This window comes from Acinetobacter sp. AKBS16 (assembly GCF_002899995.1).
GTDB lineage: Bacteria > Pseudomonadota > Gammaproteobacteria > Pseudomonadales > Moraxellaceae > Acinetobacter > Acinetobacter baumannii.
Genome location: NZ_POYH01000018.1, coordinates 49,902 through 69,348, shown reverse-complemented (window position 1 = coordinate 69,348; position 19,447 = coordinate 49,902). Strand labels below are relative to the sequence as shown.

Annotated in this window: 21 protein-coding genes; 7 read left to right on the top strand and 14 right to left on the bottom strand. The window is 40.6% G+C overall.

Going from position 1 to position 19,447, the window contains the following annotated elements; genetic code table 11:
• Window positions 1-8: 8 nt before the first annotated feature.
• The 10 genes from ssuC to ubiG all read right to left on the bottom strand — a co-directional run bounded on the left by ssuC (window position 9) and on the right by ubiG (window position 9,234).
• Window positions 9-806 (bottom strand): aliphatic sulfonate ABC transporter permease SsuC, encoded by a 798-nt coding sequence (ssuC, locus tag C1642_RS02885; protein WP_000031022.1) that lies wholly within the window; start codon window positions 804-806, stop codon window positions 9-11.
• On the bottom strand, window positions 803-1,978 hold the full coding sequence (ssuD, locus tag C1642_RS02880) for an FMNH2-dependent alkanesulfonate monooxygenase (RefSeq protein WP_000689552.1): 1,176 nt from the start codon (window positions 1,976-1,978) through the stop codon (window positions 803-805). Before ssuD ends, ssuC begins: the two co-directional genes overlap by 4 nt.
• Window positions 1,979-2,004: 26 nt before the next feature.
• Window positions 2,005-2,988, bottom strand: a complete 984-nt coding sequence (locus C1642_RS02875) for a sulfonate ABC transporter substrate-binding protein (protein WP_001164677.1) — start codon at window positions 2,986-2,988, stop codon at window positions 2,005-2,007.
• A gap of 71 nt (window positions 2,989-3,059) precedes the next feature.
• Entirely contained in the window at window positions 3,060-4,028 is a 969-nt protein-coding gene (locus C1642_RS02870) for a sulfonate ABC transporter substrate-binding protein (RefSeq protein ID WP_001173275.1), read from the bottom strand.
• A gap of 333 nt (window positions 4,029-4,361) precedes the next feature.
• Window positions 4,362-5,717: an amino-acid N-acetyltransferase gene (gene argA, locus C1642_RS02865; RefSeq protein WP_001142457.1), complete on the bottom strand. Its 1,356-nt coding sequence runs from the start codon at window positions 5,715-5,717 to the stop codon at window positions 4,362-4,364.
• Window positions 5,718-5,837: 120 nt separating this feature from the next.
• Entirely contained in the window at window positions 5,838-6,158 is a 321-nt protein-coding gene (locus C1642_RS02860; RefSeq protein WP_000724539.1) for an RcnB family protein, read from the bottom strand.
• A gap of 223 nt (window positions 6,159-6,381) precedes the next feature.
• A complete protein-coding gene (locus C1642_RS02855; RefSeq protein WP_000732887.1) occupies window positions 6,382-6,792 on the bottom strand; it encodes an RcnB family protein in 411 nt (136 codons plus the stop codon).
• A gap of 217 nt (window positions 6,793-7,009) precedes the next feature.
• Window positions 7,010-7,756: a YciK family oxidoreductase gene (locus C1642_RS02850; RefSeq protein WP_000877608.1), complete on the bottom strand. Its 747-nt coding sequence runs from the start codon at window positions 7,754-7,756 to the stop codon at window positions 7,010-7,012.
• A gap of 66 nt (window positions 7,757-7,822) precedes the next feature.
• The gene (locus tag C1642_RS02845; RefSeq protein ID WP_000973871.1) at window positions 7,823-8,524 is read right to left on the bottom strand and encodes an HAD family hydrolase; all 702 of its coding nucleotides are present in this window, start codon (window positions 8,522-8,524) and stop codon (window positions 7,823-7,825) included.
• Entirely contained in the window at window positions 8,521-9,234 is a 714-nt protein-coding gene (ubiG, locus tag C1642_RS02840; RefSeq protein ID WP_103235877.1) for a bifunctional 2-polyprenyl-6-hydroxyphenol methylase/3-demethylubiquinol 3-O-methyltransferase UbiG, read from the bottom strand. Before ubiG ends, C1642_RS02845 begins: the two co-directional genes overlap by 4 nt.
• 179 nt (window positions 9,235-9,413) lie before the next feature.
• Here ubiG and C1642_RS02835 point away from each other — a divergent pair, with 179 nt between their 5' ends.
• A complete protein-coding gene (locus C1642_RS02835) occupies window positions 9,414-10,031 on the top strand; it encodes a thiol:disulfide interchange protein DsbA/DsbL (RefSeq protein ID WP_000737567.1) in 618 nt (205 codons plus the stop codon).
• A 77-nt stretch (window positions 10,032-10,108) separates the two neighbouring features.
• Here C1642_RS02835 and C1642_RS02830 read toward each other — a convergent pair whose 3' ends face one another.
• Entirely contained in the window at window positions 10,109-10,756 is a 648-nt protein-coding gene (locus C1642_RS02830; protein ID WP_001047027.1) for a TetR/AcrR family transcriptional regulator, read from the bottom strand.
• Between the two features lie 136 nt (window positions 10,757-10,892).
• Window positions 10,893-11,531, bottom strand: coding sequence for a TetR family transcriptional regulator (locus tag C1642_RS02825; RefSeq protein WP_000027529.1), 639 nt, complete (start codon window positions 11,529-11,531; stop codon window positions 10,893-10,895).
• Window positions 11,532-11,704: 173 nt separating this feature from the next.
• Here C1642_RS02825 and C1642_RS02820 point away from each other — a divergent pair, with 173 nt between their 5' ends.
• The 3 genes from C1642_RS02820 (at window position 11,705) to rph (ending at window position 14,778) form a co-directional block, all read left to right on the top strand.
• Complete coding sequence (locus C1642_RS02820; RefSeq protein ID WP_000994532.1) at window positions 11,705-12,730, top strand: ferredoxin reductase; 1,026 nt, start codon at window positions 11,705-11,707, stop codon at window positions 12,728-12,730.
• Between the two features lie 30 nt (window positions 12,731-12,760).
• A complete protein-coding gene (locus C1642_RS02815; protein WP_103235882.1) occupies window positions 12,761-13,903 on the top strand; it encodes a fatty acid desaturase family protein in 1,143 nt (380 codons plus the stop codon).
• 158 nt (window positions 13,904-14,061) lie between these two features.
• Window positions 14,062-14,778 carry a ribonuclease PH gene (gene rph / locus C1642_RS02810; protein ID WP_001217232.1) on the top strand — a complete coding sequence of 239 codons (717 nt, stop codon included), beginning with the start codon at window positions 14,062-14,064 and terminating at the stop codon, window positions 14,776-14,778.
• Between the two features lie 111 nt (window positions 14,779-14,889).
• Here rph and C1642_RS18935 read toward each other — a convergent pair whose 3' ends face one another.
• Entirely contained in the window at window positions 14,890-15,027 is a 138-nt protein-coding gene (locus tag C1642_RS18935; protein WP_001176439.1) for a hypothetical protein, read from the bottom strand.
• Between the two features lie 40 nt (window positions 15,028-15,067).
• On the opposite strand from C1642_RS18935, the gene C1642_RS02800 reads away from it, so the two are divergent.
• On the top strand, window positions 15,068-17,236 hold the full coding sequence (locus tag C1642_RS02800) for a phosphocholine-specific phospholipase C (RefSeq protein ID WP_103235876.1): 2,169 nt from the start codon (window positions 15,068-15,070) through the stop codon (window positions 17,234-17,236).
• A 444-nt stretch (window positions 17,237-17,680) separates the two neighbouring features.
• Complete coding sequence (locus C1642_RS02795) at window positions 17,681-17,848, top strand: hypothetical protein (RefSeq protein ID WP_000938939.1); 168 nt, start codon at window positions 17,681-17,683, stop codon at window positions 17,846-17,848.
• On the opposite strand, the gene nadC is transcribed toward C1642_RS02795, so the two are convergent.
• A complete protein-coding gene (gene nadC, locus C1642_RS02790) occupies window positions 17,845-18,690 on the bottom strand; it encodes a carboxylating nicotinate-nucleotide diphosphorylase (protein ID WP_032009685.1) in 846 nt (281 codons plus the stop codon). The two genes, C1642_RS02795 and nadC, sit on opposite strands and share 4 nt — an antisense overlap.
• Window positions 18,691-18,861: 171 nt before the next feature.
• Between nadC and ampD the strand changes: the two genes are divergently transcribed.
• The gene (ampD, locus tag C1642_RS02785) at window positions 18,862-19,431 is read left to right on the top strand and encodes a 1,6-anhydro-N-acetylmuramyl-L-alanine amidase AmpD (RefSeq protein WP_000810013.1); all 570 of its coding nucleotides are present in this window, start codon (window positions 18,862-18,864) and stop codon (window positions 19,429-19,431) included.
• The last annotated feature ends 16 nt before the right edge of the window (window positions 19,432-19,447 follow it).

The following is a 19,447-nucleotide window of genomic DNA, read 5'->3' as shown; positions in this document are numbered from 1 at the left end:
AAGCTCCTTTATTTTTGATAACCGGCATGCCAGCGTAGTAAATAACGTTCTAAAAGTTGCGCTAGAACATCGGCTAATTTGCCTAATAGGGCATAAAGAAGAATACCGACCAGAACTACATCTGTTTGCAAAAACTCTCGTGCATTCATAGTCATATAGCCAATACCTGCTTGTGCTGAAATAGTCTCAGCTACAATGAGCAGCACCCAAACCAGACCTAAAGCAAAACGTAAACCAACTAAAATCGAGGGCATCGCACCTGGTAGAATAATTTCTTTGTAAAGCTGCCAACGTGAAAGACCATAGCTTTTACCCATCTCAATTAATTGTGGATCGACTGAACGGATACCGTGATAGGTGTTGATATAAATAGGGAAGAAGACTCCGACCGCCACCAAAAATAATTTGGCTGTTTCATCAATACCGAACCACAAGATAACCAGTGGAATAAGTGCTAATGCTGGGATGTTACGAATCATTTGCAAGGTTGTATCGAGCAGGGTAGAGGCGAAACGCGAAGACCCATTGAGCAGACCCAATAGCAAACCTAAACCACCCCCAATAAATAGTCCGAGTAAGGCCCGTCCTGCACTGACTTTAACGTGCTGCCATAGCTCGCCACTAATGAGTAGATGCCAAAAGGCAGAAACTACAGCCGTAGGAGCCGGCAGAATACGATTTTCTAAAAGGCCTGAACTTGACGCAATTTGCCAAACAACCAATAGAACAATCGGGAAAATCCAAGGCAGCAGACGCTGCCCGACTTGTTTCGTTCCACGTGAAACAATATTTATATCTTTGCTCATGCAGGCTCCTTGACGGAACTATTTTGTTTCTTCTCGTCTGGAACATAGTTGTTGGCAATGATTTCACCGAATGGACCAGTTAAGTTTGGTTGAGCAAGTTTAGCTCGGGTCTCGATTGGTAATAATGGGAATACTAACTCTGCAAAACGGATTGACTCTTCAAGGTGTGGATAGCCTGAGAAAATAAAGGTATCGATACCTAAATCCGCATATTCCTGAATACGTGCAGCAACGGTTTCAGGATCGCCGACAAGTGCTGTACCTGCACCACCGCGGACTAGACCGATACCTGCCCAAAGATTTGGGGATACTTCAAGTTTGTCTCGATTACCGCCGTGTAGAGCCGCCATACGTTGCTGACCCACTGAGTCCATTTGTGCAAATTTTTTCTGTGCTGCAGCAATAGTTGCATCATCCAGATACTGGATAAGCTCGTTAGCTGCTGCCCATGCTTGTTCATTGGTTTCACGAACAATGACATGCAAACGAATGCCATAAGTTAATTTACGGCCCTTAGCCTCTGCTTTAGCACGGACATGTTCGATCTTTTCTTTCACGGCTGCAGGTGGTTCACCCCAAGTCAGGTAGGTGTCGACTTGCTCAGCCGCGAGTTCAACAGCAACATCTGAAGAACCACCGAACCAAAGAGGTGGATAAGGCTTTTGTACAGGTGGGTAAAGTAGCTTTGCATCATCTACTTGTAAGCGTTCACCGTGGAATGTAAAAGCTTCACCCGTATGTGAACGCGTCAAAATTTCACGCCAGATTTTTACGTATTCATTGGCTGTTTGATAACGCGTTGAGTGATCTTCATATAAACCGTCACCGCGTAGTTCTGCTTCATCGCCACCTGTCACTAAGTTGAGTAGAACACGACCATTCGACAAGCGGTCAAATGTTGCAGCCATACGAGCTGCCAACGCTGGTGTTGTTACCCCCGGACGTAACGCAACTAAAAACTTAAGGTGTTGAGTTGCATCGATTAGGCTTGCCGCCGTAATCCATGGGTCTTCACATGAACGGCCCGTTGGAATAAGTACACCTTCGTAACCCAAGTTATCTACTGCCACAGCAATTTGCTTCATATAGGCATGGTCAACCTGACGAGCGCCTTTACTTGTACCTAAATAGCGACTATCACCGTGGGTAGGAATAAACCAGAAAATTTTCATGTGCATTACCTATATATCTATTGAAATTACTTGGCACCCCAAACAGCTTGTTTAATGCTGATTGGTTTAGGGATGATGCCTTGTTGAGTAAAGATGTCTGCAAGCTGCTGTTGTTCAGCAATGACTTTGCTGTTAAGTGGAGCTGCCGATGATGGACGTGGACGGCGTTTAATAAATAAGTCACTGGTCGCAGGTTTTAGGCCTGTACTTTGGCCAATCGCACTTGCAGTTTCTGCTTGATGGCTTTGAACCCATTTGTCAGCTTGATTGATCTGTTTGATGAGTCCTGGAACAGCTTTTGGATATTGCTTAACAAAATTTGGAGCGGCTAAGTAAAAGGTATAGTTCGGGCTTAGGCCTTTACCAGATGCAAGAACACGAGCTTGGTCTTCTAGTTGTGCTGAAGCGTAGTACGGATCCCATATTGCCCATGCATCAACAGCACCCTTTTGGAATGCAGCGCGAGCATCGGCAGGTGTGAGCCAAATTGGGGTAATGTCGCTCCATTTTAAGCCTGCTTTACGTACGGCCTGTACAAGTAGGTAATGTGAGCTAGAACCTTTCTGTAGCGCAATACGTTTACCTTTTAGGTCCTTAAGCTGTTTTAGTTGTGAGTTTTTGGGAACTAAAATTGCTGAGGCCAATGGTTTGGCTGCTTCATAAGCAATGTAATATAAAGGCTTGCCAGCGGCTTGAGCGTAGACCGGGGGCGTGTCTCCAGTAACGCCAACATCGAGTGAGCCAACAGCTAAGGCTTCTAAAATTTGAGGGCCAGCGGGGAACTCATTCCAAGTGATTTTGGCATTTGGAAATTCTTGTTCAAATAGTTTCTGCTGTTTGGCAATCGCGAAGTTAATCGAACTTTTTTGAAAACCAATACGAAGTTCTTTCACTGTTGGGTCAATTGCCCAAGCAGGTGCTGCGATTGTTAAACCTAATACAGCGACCGCGCTAAAGCGCTTAACTAACTGAGTCCACTGACTCTTATTAAATAATGACTGATGTTGCATATTGATATCCTTGTTCCCTTAACACAAGGCACAGCATTTATATCGTTATTTAAGCTGTGCCCAAGCTGGGTTTATTTCAGTTTTAAAATGGCTTCTTGAATGGTGAGCTTGTTGGGAATGAGCTTTTGCGCGTAGAAGGCATCAGCTACATATTGTTGTTCTTGGGCTACCTTGTCAGATATTGGCTGAACTCCAAAACCCATACGTGAAATGGATGTTTTGAGTACATCAAACTCAAGTGCCGTAGGTTTTTCGAGTAGCTTGGCAGCCTCATCTTGGTGTGTGCTGACCCATTCAGTTGTCTGGTTTAGCGTTTGTACAACCGTGTTCAGAACTTTTGGATTATTTTCTGCAAATTTACGATCAGCTAAGTAGAACTGATGATTGCTTACCAAGTTTTCACCTGTTGCCAGAACGCGGGCCTGAATTTGATGTTCAGCTGCTGCAAAGAACGGATCCCAAATCACCCATGCGTCGACAGCTCCTTTTTCAAAGGCAGCACGCGCATCTGATGGTGGTAAATAAACAGGTTGAATATCACTCAAGCTCAAGTGATTTGCTTCTAAGACTTTTAATAAAAGGTAGTGAACATTCGAACCTTTATTCAGTGCGACACGTTTTCCTTTTAAGTCTTTAATAGACTGGATTGGAGAATCTTTTTGTACCAATAACGCTTCTGCTTTTGGTGCAGCAGGTTGATTTGCAACATAGACTAAATTTGGATTGGCTGCTTGAGCAAAAATAGGTGGTGCTTCACCTGCTTCGCCTAACGAAACACTTCCTACATTTAGGCCTTCAAGTAATTGAGGTCCTGCAGGAAACTCGACCCATTTCACTTGTACGCCTTGATCTTTGAGCGCTTTTTCCAAGTCACCACGTGCTTTTAGAATAGGAAGGATGCCATATTTCTGATAGCCGATATTTAAAGTTGTTGTGGTGTGCTCCTCTTTTTTGGCACAACCACCTAGCATCATCACTCCCGCAAGGCTGGCAGCAATGACTGAATATTTTGCCCATGAAGTGGAATTAAAAAGTGCCATGTGGTTTCGTGCTCCCCGAAAGAGAAAAAGAAAAATAATTGGATGAGCAGATACCCTAAAGGGATTTTTATTTCGTAAAAAATAAATATTCAGTCTTTATTTATACAAAAAAAAGCTAAAAACTTTCGGCGATAAACTTATGCAAAAAAATGATTTATTGAACAGAATAATATTTATAAAAAGATATTTAAGTATGTGTAAATAAAATAAAAATTATTAAAATAGCAAAAATTTAAAGATTTAAAAAAGTACAACCATACATTAATTACCTTTATGGTTGTACTTTTTAGACTAAGCTTATCTGAAATAAGAATATCTTAAAAAATGCATAGTCTAGGGAAGCAATTTTTTAAAGACTAAAGAATTTCTTTGATAGTTATAAAGTGCCTGACGGGCATTTGGTAAGTCATCCACACTCACCTGATGGAAACCGTGTTCTAAGAACCAGTGCGCGGTACGGGTGGTTAAAACGAACAATTGACGAATACCTTGTTGTTTGGCCTTTTCTTCGAGAAATTGCAGAATTTGGCTGCCACGGTTTGATTTACGATAACTTGGGTGTACTGCCACACAAGCAATTTCTGCTGAACGTGTTTCATTAAACTCAGTCGGAATCGGATAAAGGGCAGCGCAGGCCAAAATCATACCGTCTCGTTCAATGACAGCGAACTGGTTAATTTCTTGTTCTAAACGTTCACGTGAGCGATACACCAAAATGCCTTCTTCTTCTAACGGGCGTAATAGGTTCATTAAGCCGCCGACATCTTGAATATGCGCCATACGAACTTCTTCATAATGCGCATCGGTAATCATGGTACCCACACCATCACGCGTAAAGAGTTCTTCAATAAGTGCACCGTCATAAGAATAAGAAATTAGATGGACACGATGTACACCCGATAAAGATGCTTTTTTTGCTTCTTGCAAATGTAGGGTTAGGGTTGGGTGTGTGGTTTGGTATTGTTGAATATAGTAATCAAGCTGGTGTGGGCTTAATTCACGCAGTAATTGCCCATCTTCGTTAGGTAAACCTTGTTGTTCACCTAAAAAGATTAATTTATCTGCCTTTAAATAAGTCGCAGTTTTGGTTGCAACTTCTTCAGCTCTTAAATTAAATACTTCACCTGTGGTTGAATAGCCCGTTGGGCCAAGTAAAACAATATTATTGTTATCAAGATGACGTTCAATCGCGTCTGTATCTATTGAACGAACTTCGCCTGTAAGCTGAAAATCCATTCCTTCACGAATACCATAAGGTTTAGCGGTTACAAAATTACCTGATACGACATCTATTCGAGCGCCATACATTGGAGAGTTAGCTAAACCCATAGATAACAATGCTTCGATTTCTAACCGAATAGATCCTACAGCACTCATAACACAGCTTAAAGATTCGCGTGTAGTAATACGGCAGTTATCATAAAAAGGGGTTTCAATCCCTTTTTCTTTAAGGTTGTGATTAATTTGTGGACGTGCGCCATGCACTAAGATTAAGCGAATGCCAAGAGAATGTAATAAGGCAATATCGTGAATAATATGTTCGAAATTAGGATCGCGGACTGCTTCACCGCCAAACATTAAAACAAAAGTTTTATCACGATGCGCATTGATGTAGGGTGCTGAATGTCGGAACCAATGTACATAATGCTGGGTATTATTATGTGATTTCTCTAAAGACTTAGTTGGCATACCGATCTCGAATCAACAGCAAAAAGATATAAAGAGGATTCTAAACAAAAAAGATTAAAGCCGCATGTTTTAGATAAAAAAACACCCAAATTAGCTTTGGGTGTTAGATGTTTTATGAACTTAACGAATTACTTTAATAATTTTATGGCTTTGCTCATTTACGAGTACATAATTTCCGTTCACCTTATACCATTTTTGATAACGACCTGGCTTAGTCAATTTCTGGTGTGAGCGGTAGTCAATGACATAACGTGGATGTTGGTATTGATGCGGTACGACTTGGCCTGCACGCCAGATATTCGCATGGTCATCTTTATGAATGACTTTAACGGTTTTTGTCTCATAACCTTGGTGGTGATAATGGTCGTGAGGCGCAGCCATTGCTGTTGTTGCGATTAAACCACTCATTGAAAGAACAATTGCTGTTGTTATCTTTTTCATCGTAAACCTCGAATGATCTATTAAATTTCGATAATTGAAGATTAGTGAAAAATTACAGATAAATCGTGAAGGCGAAGAATAATAAATGTGAAAATTTTCTATGAAATAAGAAGAAATTTAGAAGATTTAAATTTTTATATTATATTGATATAAAAATAAAAAAAAGGATAAAGCCGATCAGCTTCATCCTTTCCTACTAAGCGATAGTGAGGAGCTATCTATCTTAGAAACCGCGAATACTCACAATACTGTTAGAGTCCGTGTCGACTAAAATATAGTCATTGTTAATTTTGTACCACTGCTGGTTACGATCGGGTTTAGGTAAGTTATTGTCTTTATAGTCGACTTTATAACCATTACCACGATAGTGCTGTGGCATCACATAACCTGGCTGCCAACGATGTTGTTTCAGACGCTCAAAGCCACGTTCCTCACGCATACGGCGTTCATCGCGAACACGATCACCATTATCGTCACGGTCAAATTTATGCCCACGATCATTCCATTCACCACGAGGTCCGCCTTTAGGACCTTTCGGGCCATGTCCTCGGTCAAAAGGAGGATCAGCAAAGCTTGCCATACTGGTGGTCAGTACAGTGATGCAAAGGGCTAAGATGGTGAACAACTTTTTCATGATGCATCCTCGTTTACATCTGATGTCTCTCATGTTGAATACTGTACGCGCAAAATGCAGAGAAACTGTGAAGATCATTTAATGCTTCAATTAAAATTACGGATAAATCCAGCGTTTTTCTCAATAATAAAAAAGGCTTGTATATATCTTTTCAGGTATAGCCAAGCCAGATGTGATGATCGGCTATAAATTATTTTAGCTTTTCATCTGTAATTATTTAATCCTGTGCATCAATACTTTGTCCATTGAGCGTTAAGCTATCTTCACCCATTAAATAAAGATAAGCCGGCATGATGGACTCCGGTGTTGGTAATGTTTTCGGATCTTCTTCAGGATAAGCTTTAGCACGCATGGCAGTACGTGTAGCCCCTGGGTTAATACAATTAAAGCGAATATTTGGATAAGTATGCTCAGCCGCAAAAATCTTGCTCACCGCTTCAATCGCGACTTTCGAGACAGAATACGCACCCCAGAGCGCGCGTGCCTCACGGCCTACACCTGAGCTGGTAAATACAACAGAAGCGTTTTCTGACTTTTGTAATAGCGGTAATAAAGCTTGGGTTAAAGCAAAAGGTGCACGTAAATTGACGGCCATCACATCATCCCATACTTCTGCTGGATAATGTGCAAGTTCTACCCGCTCACCCAAAATACCTGCATTATGCAAAATGCCATCCAGACGACCAAATTGTTTTTCTAGTGTACTTACTAAAAAGTCATAATCGCGATCGGAAGCACTCGAAAGCTGGAGGGGTAAAATAGCAGGCTGAGGTGCGCCTAATCCTTCAATTTCATCATAAATTACTTCAAGTTTATTTAAGGTTCTACCATGCAAGACTACAGTTGCACCATGTAAAGCATAACTGAGGGCCGCAGCTCGCCCAATTCCATCACCAGCACCAGTGATTAAAATAATTCGATCTTTGAGTAGATCCGGACGAGGTTGATATTCTGAATATTTCATTGGTAAACCTCCTTCTTTTTATATTGATATAAGTAACCGTTAAAAAAAGCTTATAAAACTCTTGTGTTAACTTATCATACGCTGATTTTCCTGTAGAGCAGGAAGCTTTTGACGTAACAACTCGTGTAATTCTGTCACCGTATTTACAATCGAATCGGCTTGCCAAGCGTTTAAATCATCCCGATGTTCGATAGGTAAATAACCATAAGCTGCCAAGATGGTATACATATCAGCATTGCGGCCAGCATCGATATCACGTGGGTGATCCCCCACATAGATGATTTCATTTGCCGGGATATTTAACTGCTTTGCAGCCAAATACATAGGTTCCGGGTCTGGCTTGGTTTTAGAAACATCTTCAGGACATACCAAAACCGCACAGCGTTCCGTCAGGTTTAACTTTTCTAGAAGAGACTCACTTAAACCACGTGGTTTATTGGTGACAATACCCCACGGAATTTGCTGAGCTTCTAACTCTTCTAAAAGTGGATACATCCCTTCAAACAGGTCAGTATCGACAACAATATTATTGCCATACAAATCTAAAAAATTTTGTCGATGTGCCAAGAAAATTGGATTGGTCACATCCAGCTCTGGGTAGACCAATTTGACCATCGCACGGGCACCTTCAGACACTTGTGTACGAATAAGATCGGCTTCTACAACAGGGCGTCTTGCATCACGGCACATTTGTTGAATAATACGAATAAAGTCGGCAGCCGTATCGATGAGCGTGCCGTCTAAATCAAATAAAACAGCTTTCATCATGCACCTGTCTTTATTGTGTGAACCATATAGTTAACATCAACATTTGGTGCTAACCAATAACGCTTCGTAATTGGGTTGTAGTGCAAGCCTGTCATTTCTTTTAACGTTAAGCCTGCATTACGAATGTCATGTGCCATTTCAGATGGGCGAATAAACTTGTGATAATCATGCGTACCTTTTGGCAGCAGGCGCAGTACATATTCAGCACCAATGATGGCGAATAAATAAGATTTCGGGTTACGGTTGATGGTCGAGAAGAACACATGGCCACCGGGTTTAACCAAAGTCTGACATGCTTTCACAATGGATGCTGGGTCTGGAACATGTTCCATCATTTCCATACAAGTGACCACATCATATTGGCCTGCTTGTTCTTGCGCCAACACTTCAACTGGAATTTGACGATATTCAATATTTTGAACATTTTCTTGTTGAGCATGCAAACGGCCTACGGCTAAAGGCGCTTCACCCATATCAATGCCCAGTACATCCCCTCCACGACGTGCCATGCTTTCAGCCAAAATACCGCCGCCACAGCCGACATCAAGTACTTTTTTACCGGCAAGGCCACCTGCACGTTCATCAATCCAGTTTAAGCGTAAAGGATTGATTTGATGAAGTGGGCGAAATTCAGAATGTTGATCCCACCATTTGGCAGCAAGTGCTTCAAATTTTGCGATTTCTTGTAAATCAACATTCAATTGCGACATGGTGTCACCTCTAAACTTGGGTTATCTTTTTGATGTAGTTCGCCGTTAGTGTAGCGATTATTGGGAAAAAAGCGATAAACCCAATAAAAAACTTCACAGAAGCAAAACGAATTTAGCATATTTGTTTTATATTTAGGGCATAAGCTAATGCATAACAACTTAGAGGAAAAGCTGTAACAATGAAAAAATTGGTTTTGGGTGGTTTGAGTGCAGCAATTATGGCCGTATCGGGTAGTGCAATGGCAGCAGATTTTGTTGCTGGTAAAGACTACACCGTAATCGCCAATCCAGGCAAAGTGGAAGTACCGGGGAAAATCGAAGTTCGTGAGTTCTTTTGGTATGGCTGTCCGCACTGTTTTAAACTTGAACCACATATGCAAACGTGGTTAAAACAAATTCCGAGTGATGTACGTTTTGTGCGTACGCCAGCAGCCATGAACAAAGTATGGGAACAAGGGGCACGTACTTACTATACATCTGAGGCATTAGGTGTACGTAAGCGCACGCATTTACCATTATTCCATGCAATTCAGGTGAATGGTCAGCAGATTTTTGACCAGGCTTCTGCGGCTAAATTCTTTACTCGTTACGGTGTGCCTGAACAAAAATTTAATAGCACTTACAACTCATTTGCTGTAACTGCAAAAGTTGCCGAGTCAAATAAACTTGCTCAACAGTACCAATTAACAGGCGTTCCAGCAGTAGTCGTTAATGGTAAATATGTGGTGCAAGGTGAAGATGGTAAAGTTACTCAAGTACTTAATTACTTAATTGAAAAAGAACGTAAGGCAAAATAATAGTTTATTGCTTTAAAAAGGGCTTCATAAGAAGCCCTTTTTTATAAAATTTATTTCATAATCACGAAATAATTCAATTAATTTTGAGAATTCTCGTCTTCAATCTGAAAATTGAGCGCATCAAAATTGGTGGTTTGGGTAGGTAGTGATAATGCTTGGTTAATATATAAATTAATTAATTTTTGGCGAGAACCAATCGAGCGCTGATAATAAGTTGAGTTTAAAAGCAACGATGCACCGTAAGTGAGTGACCAGATATAAGATAAATAGTCACGAATCGACATATCATAATTTAATGATTTTAAATAACTTTCTGTAATGTCTTTAATCGCTAGAATACGTTGTTGACGAACTTCATAAAGCTCTTCAAAAAGATGCTTCAACTTAGACTCTGTCATCGTCAGATTTTCTTCAAGTTGATGCAATAAAATCGTTTTTCCCGGTGTGAGCAAATGGTGGAGCATGTACCGTGGTGCATACTCTTTAAAATCAGTATTATATTTTTGAGAAATTTCTAAAATTTGTTTTTCATTTTGAATAATCAATTCAAGCAGAAGTTCATTTTTACTTCTAAAGTGCTTATAAAGCGTACCTTTTGCAATATCTAGCTCGGCCACTAATTCATCTAGAGTAATTTCCTGATTGTTTTCTAGTAACAATTTTTCTGCAACGCTTAGAATTTTTTCTTTGCGCATCAAAAACTGTGTATGACGATCAAGATTCATAGGTATTCCCACACCAGTTTGGCCTAACGAATAGTTTACTTCCTGTAAAAAGAAAAAGACTTTTCTCGAAATTTTCGCCTTTTTCTTTCACTCTTTACGTATTAACACATAACCTGTTTTTTGTCATTTGCCAGTTTTACCGTTCCCAGTTAGCAATACCTCTAAACAGTAAGCGAACTTGTGTAGACGCATTTTCAATAAATGCAGTTTGTTGCTGCTTAAGTTGCTCACCTTGATATTGTTTGGCGAGGTTGAGCCACGTCATTGCCCATGTAAATGACATATTGGTCAAAATGGTAGATAAGACATTTAAGTCTTGAGGATTTTGAATATGTTTAAAATTTTCGAGTTTAGTCAGATCTGTTGTGAGATCTTCAATCAAAAATTCAATTTCTCTAGCAATGGCTGCACGAACCGTTTCTGAACCACCCCAACGTTCAGCAATCATAAATTGCCACTGTTTAGGGCTATGATTCACTGCCTGCACAAATAGCTCAATACTGGTTTGGGTTTTTGCAGACTTGTGCTGTAAATAACTCTGGCCAAGTTGATGTAAAACGCTTTTTAAATGTAGGGCAACTTGGTCAACCAACTCTTTCCCGAGTTCATCCATGTCTTGAAAATGACGATAGAACGCTGTTGGCACTAAACCCACTTCACGTGCAACTTCACGCAAACTGATACTACTGAACGAACGCCCAGACGTGCTCAGATGCAAGGCTGCATCGAGAAGTGCCTGACGACTTTGCTGTTTTCGTTCATCCCGTATCGACATTAAAAAAACCTATTTAAACCGTGAGCCAAAGTCTAACAAAAAAGAGCAAACTTTCATAAAAAAAATAGTGAACAAGTGTTGACTGAGTGAACACTTATAAATATAGTGTACATATGTTCACTATACGAACATGTGTTCACTCAAATAAATAGCCAGAAACAAAAGAGGAACGTATGAACGCAACACTTAACTATCAACCACATTGGGTTCGAGAAGATTTCGTTGATTTTGTTTTGCAGAAAATTAACGCGACTTGGGCTTGGAAAAGGGTACTTGCAGAAGTTACCGCTGTTCAGCCGCTTCATACCGATATGGTACTGATCAAGCTTAAACCAAATCGTAATTTTAATTTCGATCAAGTTCGAGCGGGACAAAGCATTCTACTGACGTTGCTTATCGATGGCGTTTACCAACAACGTAGCTATTCGATTATTGAGGTAACCACTCAAGGTGAAATCGCTTTAGGTATTAAAATACAAGGCTTGGTGTCTCGTGCAGCTCAACTATTACATGTAGGCGAGTGTGTTGAAATTTCACAGCCACAAGGTGATTTCACTTTGCATCAAGGCCAGCAGCCTGCAATTTTAATTGCCTCAGGAAGTGGTATTACTGCAATTTATTCACTCTTGCAGCAAGCTTTGAAACAGCAGCTTGAACAAATCCATGTCATTTATTTTAATCGTGCGGAAATTTTTCATGCTGAATTAAAAGCTTTGGCAGAGCAGTACCCACAGCTTCAATATCATTTTTTTAATACTACCGAGCAAAAGCAGCATTTAACTGAAAGCCTGCTACAAAAGCTTGTTCCTGACTTTGAGCAGACTGCAACCTATGTGTGTGGTCATCACGGCATGATGCAGCAGGCAAATGAAATTTATACCCAAAAAGGTGCTCAGTCGCAGCTTCATCAAGAGTATTTCCAACCACTTCAAGTGACTGGTACACATGCAGCACAGCCTGTTATTTTCCGCCGTGCTCAACAGGAGTTTTTAGCTGAAACAAATTTACTGAGCAGTGCAGAGCAAGCCGGTTTACGCCCACAACATGGTTGCCGTATGGGTGTTTGCAATAAATGCAGCTGTACCAAGGTAAGTGGAGTTACTCAAAACCTGTTAACCGGTGAAATTGAAGACCAACCTAACCGTCCAATTAAACTATGCGTGAGCCAGGCATTAAGCCCAGTCACTATTGATCTATAAAAAGAATTACAGAGGATTAACCCTATGAATATGGCATTAAAAGTTTCTATAGCTTCTAAATCTGCTCATTTAACCCCTGAGCAAATTGAAGAATTTGGCCGCCGTGTTGAACAGATTCGTCAAGATGTTATGCAAAGTCTTGGTGAGCAAGATGCAAAATATATCTATAAAGTCCGTAACTTTGTTCGCTATACCGAAATCGCATCACGTGGCATGTTGATGTTTGGTGGCTGGATTCCTCCTGTCTGGTTATTGGGTACAGGTTTACTGGGTATTTCTAAAATTGTAGAAAACATGGAACTTGGTCATAACGTTATGCACGGTCAGTTTGACTGGTTAAATGAACCAAGTTTGAATGGTAATACCTATGATTGGGATACCATTGCCTCTGGTGATGACTGGCGTGAAACACACAACTATGTACATCACACCTATACCAATATTGTCGGTAAAGACCATGATGTCGGATATGGTATTTTGCGAGTAAGTGATCAACAGAAGTGGGAACCTCGTCACCTATTTAATATTCCTCTGGCTCTACAGTTAATGTTTTTCTTTGAATGGTATGTAGGTGTACAAAATCTACATCTTGAAGATGCATTAGTTTATAAAACCAAAAGCTGGAAACAGGTGTGGAAAGATGCGGCTAAGGTCCGTAAAAAAGCAACGCGCCAAGTTTTAAAAGATTATGTATTTTTCCCTGTGATCTCTGGTCCTATGTTTTTACCGGTTTTTGCAGGCAATGTAGTTGCTAATATTATTCGTAACTTGTGGTCATCTGCTGTGATTTTTAATGGTCACTTTACTGAAGATGCAGAAACGTTTGAGCCGGATAATACCGATACTGAAACTAAGGCAGAGTGGTATTTACGTCAGATTCGTGGTTCAAGTAATTTTATTGGTACAGAATGGCTTCATTTTATGAGTGGTAATTTAAGCCATCAAATCGAACACCATTTATTCCCCGATATGCCTGCCAACCGCTATAAAGAAGTAGCACCGAAAATTAAGGCACTCTGTGCAGAATACGGCATTAACTACAATGAAGCTAATTTCATGCGTCAGTTCTGGAGTGTATGGGTGCGTTTAGCAAAATGCTCATTACCAAACCACACCACTGCAAAAGTGATGCAGACATTAGAAAAATTAAAAGCAAAATTCAAATTTGCCTAATAGATAGACCAATAAATAGCTCCTAAAAAGGGGCTATTTTTATTTTTAAGTCATGAAAAGTGCAGACTTACATTTGAAAGTAGGGAATAAACTCAACCTGTCAAAATCCTTTGCTATACTATGCCCAAGTTTGTATTTAAGAGAATTTAGGAAGGATTATGCGTATTGACCAACGTGCATTAGACCAATTACGTGAAGTGAAAATTACACGAAACTACACCCGTTATGCTGAAGGTTCTGTGCTGGTCGAATTTGGTCACACCAAAGTCCTTTGTACTGCAAGCATTGATAACTCAGTGCCGCGCTTTCTAAAAGGCCAAGGTCAAGGCTGGGTAACAGCAGAATATGGCATGTTACCGCGCTCAACACACTCACGTTGTGACCGTGAAGCTGCTCGTGGTAAACAAACTGGTCGTACTCAAGAAATCCAACGCCTGATTGGTCGTAGCTTACGTGCGATGGTTGATTTGAAAAAGCTTGGTGAAAATACCATTACCATCGACTGTGATGTCATTCAGGCAGATGGCGGTACACGTACTGCTTCAATCACTGGTGCTGCTGTAGCATTGGTTGATGCGATGAATGTTCTACTTGCACAGAAAAAAATTAAGCAAGATCCGCTTAAAGGCTTAGTTGCTGCAATTTCTGTAGGTATGTATCAAGATGAAGTATTACTTGATCTTTGCTATGAAGAAGACTCGAACTGTCAAACTGACTTAAATGTCGTGATGACACAAGCAGGCGAGTTTATTGAAATTCAAGGTACAGCGGAAGACAAACCGTTTACCCGTGCTCAAAGCAATGCCATGTTAGAAATGGCTGAAAAAGGAATTGCCGAGCTTATTAAAAAGCAACAAGAAGCTTTAGGCTGGTAAGTTTAAGTTTTCTAAAAAACGCATCTTCGGATGCGTTTTTTTATACCTTCATCAAATCGACATAAAAACATCACTTGCCTGTCACCTTTTCGCTTTATTAGTAGTTCGCATTTAAACCGTTTGGGAAAAACCAATGCGAAAACTTTCAATTTTATTAATTGCATCTTTAGCACTCATGCTCAGTGCTTGTAACGATGATAATGACTCAGATAATTCATCGCCAACAACACCGCCTACCAGTAATTGCAAAATGCACTGCGCACCATAATAAGAACTCAGGATAGAACTAATGAATCGTCGCGAATTTCTTTTAAATTCTACAAAAACAATGTTTGGGACAGCTGCTCTAGCGAGTTTCCCGCTGAGTATTCAAAAAGCGTTAGCAATTGACGCCAAAGTTGAAAGTGGAACAATTCAAGATGTTAAACACATTGTGATTTTGACTCAGGAAAACCGTTCATTTGATAATTATTTTGGAACACTAAAAGGTGTACGTGGCTTCGGTGACCGTTTTACCATTCCTATGACAGAAGGCCGAAAGGTTTGGGAACAATATGATGCGAATAAGAAGAAAGTATTGCCATACCATTTAGATAGTCGCTTAGGAAATGCTCAGCGTGTTTCAGGTACACCTCACTCATGGTCTGATGGACAAGCAGCTTGGGACAACGGTCGTATGAGTGATTGGGTGGCATATAAAAAACCGCAGTCGATGGGCTATTACAAAAAGCAAGAAGTTGAATATCAATTTGCCTTAGCGAATGCTTTTACGATTTGTGATGCCTACCACTGTGCCATGCATGCAGGAACTAACCCGAACCGTAAATTTATCTGGACGGGAACCAATGGACCTACAGGCGCAGGTGTTGCCAGTGTGGTCAACGAATTTGATGGAATTGGACCATCGACAGAAGGTTATGAATGGACGACATATCCTGAGCGTTTACAGCAGGCTGGCGTGACATGGAAAGTTTATCAAAACATGCCGGATAACTTTACTGATAACCCTTTAGCTGGTTTCAAGCAATATCGCCGTGCAAATGAGCAATCTGGTCAGCCTGTCAGTAACGACACACTAACGTGTCCAGCCTATGATGAAAAGATTGATGCGACTCAACCACTTTACAAAGGTATTGCCAATACCATGCCGGACGGTGGTTTTTTAGGAACTTTTAAAGCTGATATTGCGCAGGGTAAATTACCGCAAGTGAGTTGGTTAGTTGCTCCCGCAACTTACAGTGAACATCCAGGGCCATCTAGTCCTGTACAAGGCGCTTGGTATATTCAGGAAGTATTAAATGCATTAACTGAAAACCCTCAAGTGTGGAGCCAAACCGTTTTATTGGTGAACTTCGATGAAAATGACGGTTTCTTTGATCATGTCCCTTCACCAAGTGCACCTTCGAAAGATATAAACGGTGTTGTATATGGAAAAACCACATTAACGGACCAACAAGTATCTTATGAGTACTTTAACCATCCAGCAGTAGCGACTTCAAAATCTCAACCTAAGCCAGATGGTCGAGTGTATGGTCCGGGTGTACGCGTTCCAATGTATGTGATTTCGCCGTGGAGCCGTGGAGGATGGGTAAATTCTCAAGTCTTTGATCATACTTCTATTTTACAATTCTTAGAAAAACGTTTTGGTGTGCAAGAACCTAACATTAGCCCATACCGCCGTGCTGTATGTGGTGATTTAACAACGGCATTTAATTTTAAAACACCGAATCTTTTGCCTGTTGCTGAACTAGATGGGAAGAAAACAAAAGCCGAAGCCGATGCGATTCGTGTCGCTCAAGCTTTATTGCCCCAAGTTCCTGTTCCGAGCCAGCAACAATTTCCTCAGCAGGACATGGGAATTCGACCATCGCGTGCTTTACCTTATATTTTGCACACCAGTGCCAAAGTCGATGTCACTCAAAAAACGGTTAAGCTGATGTTCTCCAATACGGGTAAACAGGCAGCCGTTTTCCATGTCTATAACCGATTAGATCTTACGGCAATTCCACGCCGTTATATGGTTGAGGCGGGCAAACAGCTTGATGACGTGTGGAATACTATCAATGGACAGTATGATTTATGGGTACTTGGACCAAATGGTTTTCACCGTGCGTTTAAAGGTAATTTAAGTCAAGCTAATCAGACTCAAGCATTACCGGAAATTAGAGTATGTGTAGAAGAATGTGATGCGAATTTATATTTAAAAGTGCGTCATGATGGTAATAAGTCAGTCAAGCTCAACGTCAAAGCTAATGCTTATCTACCAAACAAGACATGGGCGATAGAAACCAATAGTTCTGAAAAAGAACTGGTTTGGGATATGTCTGAATTTGGTGGTTGGTATGATTTTACAGTGACATTAGCGGACGATGCGACGTTTAGTCGCCGTTTTGCAGGACGTATAGAAACTCAAGAAGATTCAATTTCTGATCCATATATGGGGTATTTAGAGTCTTAGGTTGGTAGGTTATTTTCCTTAATGAAGGTATTGAAATTTATTCCTCATTAATTGGTGCTAAAAGTCATCTGCAACCTGTCTATAATCTATACGGATCTTATTTTTGCAACAAAATAGGATAGAGGATGAACGTGGACAGGTTTTGCAGATGACAATGCCTTTGGTTACTTTGGGCAAAACCAAAGTAACAGAATGAGCTGTTGGCAAAAAAATTCTAAGCGGTAAGACTCTGCCGCGTAGGCCGAATAGAGAAACGAGATATCCACATCACGATAGTAAATAAAGGGAATAGGATGTTTATATAAAATACTATGGGGGAAGATGCTGTCGTATAGATGAATAATAAAAATAAAGGCTTACCTTTTGTAACAGAATCTCCTAAGCCTGGTCATATTTATCTTTTACCTTGAAACCCTAAATTTTTTAAAAGAATGGGGAAAACTTATGCTACAAGGTTTTATTGTATTATTAGCAGTAGTTACTTTTGTTTTAATGGCTGCCGATCCACGGGATAGTGGGGCACAAGCGACTCAGTCAGCATGGCAAAAAACACAAGCGGCAGACATGACCAAGTCGCAAAAAAATACCAATAATGATGCTGATTTTATTTAGGCATTAAAACGCATTGATAAATCAACGGCTTTGACATCTTTAGTCAACACGCCCATAGAAATATAGTCGACACCAGTAGTCGCTACTTCGCGTAAGTTTTCAATAGTGATATTGCCCGAAGCTTCGAGTTTACAGCGACCCGCCACGTGTTTTACAGCATCAATCATTTGTTGTTGGCTAAAGTTGTCGAGCATGACAATGTCCGCACCTGCTTCAAGCGCTTGGTTTAGCTCATCCCAAGTTTCAACTTCGACTTCAACAGGTTTACCCGGCGCAATTTGATGTGCTTTTGCAATCGCTTGGGCAATACCGCCCGCTGCCATAATATGATTTTCTTTAATTAAGAATGCATCAAATAAACCGAGGCGGTGATTTTTTCCGCCGCCGATGGTTACGGCATATTTTTGTGCAATACGTAAGCCCGGTAAAGTTTTACGTGTATCGAGAAGTTTGGTATTTAAACCTTCAAGATGCTGAACATATTCAGCAGTTTTTGTTGCAACAGCTGATAATGTTTGAATAAAGTTTAAAGCAGGGCGCTCTACAGTCAGTAAGCTACGTGCAGAACCAGCAAGCTTTAAAAAGGCTTCATTTGCAGCAACACGGTCACCTTCTTGTTTTAACCAAGTCACCTGTACAGTGTTGTCATAAGCTGAGATGAGCGCATTCACCCAAGGCTGTCCAGCTAAAACCATATCTTCACGGCTAATAATAGTTGCGGTAGCCTGTTCATCTTCAGGTGTGAGCATGGCGGTAATGTCACCGTCCCCAATATCTTCTTGTAATGCTTGTTGAATATTGATTTGAATTGACTGTTCAAGCAAAGACTGAGGTATGCTCATACGGTTTCCATTTTGTCGATGACCCTAAAACTTGCGATATATTAGCACCGTCGACTTTAAAAATAAGCTGTTTTATCAGATTAATCGCGATAAACAATCATACTGACTACTCTGAAAAGCAATTAACTGTTTTAAACTAAAACAATTGGCAAGCAATTTATTGGCATCTCAATGAAGCAAATCACACCGTATGAAGTTATAGATGGACAATTAAAAGGGGCGAGACAAGTACCTTCTCCAAATTTTAACCAGCGTCCCGCTGGTACCGAAATACAAATGATTGTGGTTCATAATATAAGCTTGCCGCCTTCTCAGTTTGGGGGAGGCTATATTGAACAGTTTTTCCAGAATAAATTAGATTGGTCCGTTCATCCCTATTTTCAGACTATTGAAGGTATGCAAGTCTCTACACACCTGTTAATTTTACGAACAGGTGAAGTCCTACAGTTTGTTAACTTTAATGATCGTGCTTGGCATGCAGGGCGTTCAAGCTACTTAGCCAAAGTTGAATGCAATGATTATTCAATTGGTATTGAGCTTGAAGGAAGTGATGACCTGCCTTTCGAAGAAGTACAGTACACCGTACTAACCGATGTAGTTACTGCTATCCGTCAGGCCTATCCTGAAATTAAAAGCCATATTGCAGGGCATTCAGACATTGCACCGGGCCGAAAAACCGATCCGGGACCTTATTTTAAATGGCAGCACTTTAGGCAGTTGTTAGCACAGAAAAAAACTTGAGTTCATTCATCATTTC

Bases quoted from the DNA above. Each gene is read 5' to 3' on its own strand.
- ssuC (WP_000031022.1), bottom strand. From the start codon at position 806: ATGAGCAAAGATATAAATATTGTTTCACGTGGAACGAAACAAGTCGGG.
- ssuD (WP_000689552.1), bottom strand. From the start codon at position 1,978: ATGAAAATTTTCTGGTTTATTCCTACCCACGGTGATAGTCGCTATTTA.
- C1642_RS02875 (WP_001164677.1), bottom strand. From the start codon at position 2,988: ATGCAACATCAGTCATTATTTAATAAGAGTCAGTGGACTCAGTTAGTT.
- C1642_RS02870 (WP_001173275.1), bottom strand. From the start codon at position 4,028: ATGGCACTTTTTAATTCCACTTCATGGGCAAAATATTCAGTCATTGCT.
- argA (WP_001142457.1), bottom strand. From the start codon at position 5,717: ATGCCAACTAAGTCTTTAGAGAAATCACATAATAATACCCAGCATTAT.
- C1642_RS02860 (WP_000724539.1), bottom strand. From the start codon at position 6,158: ATGAAAAAGATAACAACAGCAATTGTTCTTTCAATGAGTGGTTTAATC.
- C1642_RS02855 (WP_000732887.1), bottom strand. From the start codon at position 6,792: ATGAAAAAGTTGTTCACCATCTTAGCCCTTTGCATCACTGTACTGACC.
- C1642_RS02850 (WP_000877608.1), bottom strand. From the start codon at position 7,756: ATGAAATATTCAGAATATCAACCTCGTCCGGATCTACTCAAAGATCGA.
- C1642_RS02845 (WP_000973871.1), bottom strand. From the start codon at position 8,524: ATGATGAAAGCTGTTTTATTTGATTTAGACGGCACGCTCATCGATACG.
- ubiG (WP_103235877.1), bottom strand. From the start codon at position 9,234: ATGTCGCAATTGAATGTTGATTTACAAGAAATCGCAAAATTTGAAGCA.
- C1642_RS02835 (WP_000737567.1), top strand. From the start codon at position 9,414: ATGAAAAAATTGGTTTTGGGTGGTTTGAGTGCAGCAATTATGGCCGTA.
- C1642_RS02830 (WP_001047027.1), bottom strand. From the start codon at position 10,756: ATGAATCTTGATCGTCATACACAGTTTTTGATGCGCAAAGAAAAAATT.
- C1642_RS02825 (WP_000027529.1), bottom strand. From the start codon at position 11,531: ATGTCGATACGGGATGAACGAAAACAGCAAAGTCGTCAGGCACTTCTC.
- C1642_RS02820 (WP_000994532.1), top strand. From the start codon at position 11,705: ATGAACGCAACACTTAACTATCAACCACATTGGGTTCGAGAAGATTTC.
- C1642_RS02815 (WP_103235882.1), top strand. From the start codon at position 12,761: ATGGCATTAAAAGTTTCTATAGCTTCTAAATCTGCTCATTTAACCCCT.
- rph (WP_001217232.1), top strand. From the start codon at position 14,062: ATGCGTATTGACCAACGTGCATTAGACCAATTACGTGAAGTGAAAATT.
- C1642_RS02800 (WP_103235876.1), top strand. From the start codon at position 15,068: ATGAATCGTCGCGAATTTCTTTTAAATTCTACAAAAACAATGTTTGGG.
- C1642_RS02795 (WP_000938939.1), top strand. From the start codon at position 17,681: ATGCTACAAGGTTTTATTGTATTATTAGCAGTAGTTACTTTTGTTTTA.
- nadC (WP_032009685.1), bottom strand. From the start codon at position 18,690: ATGAGCATACCTCAGTCTTTGCTTGAACAGTCAATTCAAATCAATATT.
- ampD (WP_000810013.1), top strand. From the start codon at position 18,862: ATGAAGCAAATCACACCGTATGAAGTTATAGATGGACAATTAAAAGGG.